Raw genomic sequence first — 1,098 nt, forward strand, 5'->3', positions numbered from 1 at the left:
TGGAGGAGGCCGACCAGCTGGCCGACCGGATCGCCGTGCTCGACGGCGGGCGCATCGTCGCCGACGGCACGCCGGAGGAGCTCAAACGGCTCGTCCCCGGCGGGCACCTCCGGTTCCGCTTCGCCGACCAGCACCTGCTCGCGGCCGCCGCGCACGCCGTGGGCGACCAGGCGGGCCACCTCGACCCCGAACAGCTGACCCTGCAGGTGCCCTCGGACGGCAGCGCGGTCGAGATCAAGCGGCTGCTCGACCGTTTCGCCGAGCTCGACATCGCCATCGACCAGCTCAGCGTGCACACCCCCGACCTCGACGACGTCTTCTTCGCGCTGACCGGCCGCGCCCACCGGGCCGCGTCGGCCGCCTGAACTCCCACGAAACGAGACCGACCATGACCACCCAGTCCCCCGTGCACATCGCCCAGGACTCGATCACCATGCTGGACCGCAATATCCGGCACACCGTGCGCAGTCCCGACACGATGATCATGACCATCGCGCTGCCGGTGATGATCCTGCTGATGTTCGTCTACGTCTTCGGCGGCGCGATGCAGGCGGGCCCCGGCCCCTACATCGACTACGTGGTGCCCGGAATCATCCTGCTGTGCGCGGGTTTCGGCGCCTCCACCACGGCGGTGGCGCTGTCGACCGATCTGGCCGAGGGCATCATCGACCGGTTCCGCACCATGGCCATCGCCCGGTCGGCGGTGCTCACCGGCCATGTCGCCGAGAGCGTGCTGCGCAACCTGCTCACCTCCGCCGTCGTGATCGGGGTGGCGGTGGCGCTCGGCTTCCGGCCGACCACCGATCCGCTGCGCTGGCTCGGTGTCCTCGGGGTGCTCGCGATGTTCGTCTTCGCGCTGTCCTGGCTCGCCGCGGCGCTGGGCCTGCTCGCCCGGAATCCCGAGGCGGCCAACGGCTTCACCTTCTTCTTCATGTTCCTGCCGTACGTGAGCAGCGCGTTCGTGCCAACCGAGACGATGCCGACCTGGTTGCACACCTTCGCCGAGCACCAGCCGGTGACCCCGGTGATCGAGACGATGCGCGGGCTGCTGATGGGCACGCCGATCGGGGACAGCGCGCTGCTCGCCATGCTGTGGTG

General features: G+C 69.9%; 1 protein-coding gene and 1 pseudogene. Both read left to right on the forward strand.

Annotation, left to right across the window (positions count from 1 at the left end; translation table 11 throughout):
* Window positions 1–365 (forward strand): annotated as a pseudogene (locus tag ACWDNU_RS46700) (ABC transporter); the annotation flags it as partial.
* Window positions 366–388: 23 nt separating this feature from the next.
* The coding region (locus ACWDNU_RS46705) for an ABC transporter permease (RefSeq protein WP_449673562.1) at window positions 389–1,098 on the forward strand (710 nt) is incomplete at its 3' end.

This window comes from Amycolatopsis sp. NPDC003676 (assembly GCF_053587275.1).